We start from the raw sequence: 327 nt of genomic DNA on the forward strand, positions 1-327 counted from the left end.
ATCGTTAATAAATAACTTGCAAGTCGTTCCTCGACAGCGCCTAGTAAGTTCGTTCGTGATGCGGATGTGCAGGTTAGAAGTTTGTAAGAAAGATGTTTCAGCAATAAGTCTTTAAAGCTATGGTTGTCCATTAGGTCAGACTCAATCTTTTGTTTCGGGATAAATAAGAGAGAGGTTTGTTGTACCGCTTCCACTTGGGATTGGACCACAACCTCCTGCACGTATTCAATGTCCCCGAATAATGACAAGGGTGAGCAGAACCGTAATAACAAGGATTTTCCCGTTCCCACACTAGAAGAGACCTTAGTACGCCCCTCCACTTGAAAA

At 43.1% G+C, this 327-nt stretch carries 1 pseudogene; it reads right to left on the minus strand.

Features of this window, described 5'->3' with window-relative positions:
- A pseudogene (locus CA598_RS32810) lies at window positions 1-209 on the minus strand (Crp/Fnr family transcriptional regulator); the annotation flags it as partial.
- Window positions 210-327: the final 118 nt, after the last annotated feature.

Origin of the sequence: Paenibacillus sp. VTT E-133291 (assembly GCF_002264395.1) — a bacterium.
In the GTDB taxonomy this organism is placed as follows: Bacteria; Bacillota; Bacilli; order Paenibacillales; family Paenibacillaceae; genus Paenibacillus_AQ; species Paenibacillus_AQ nitricinens.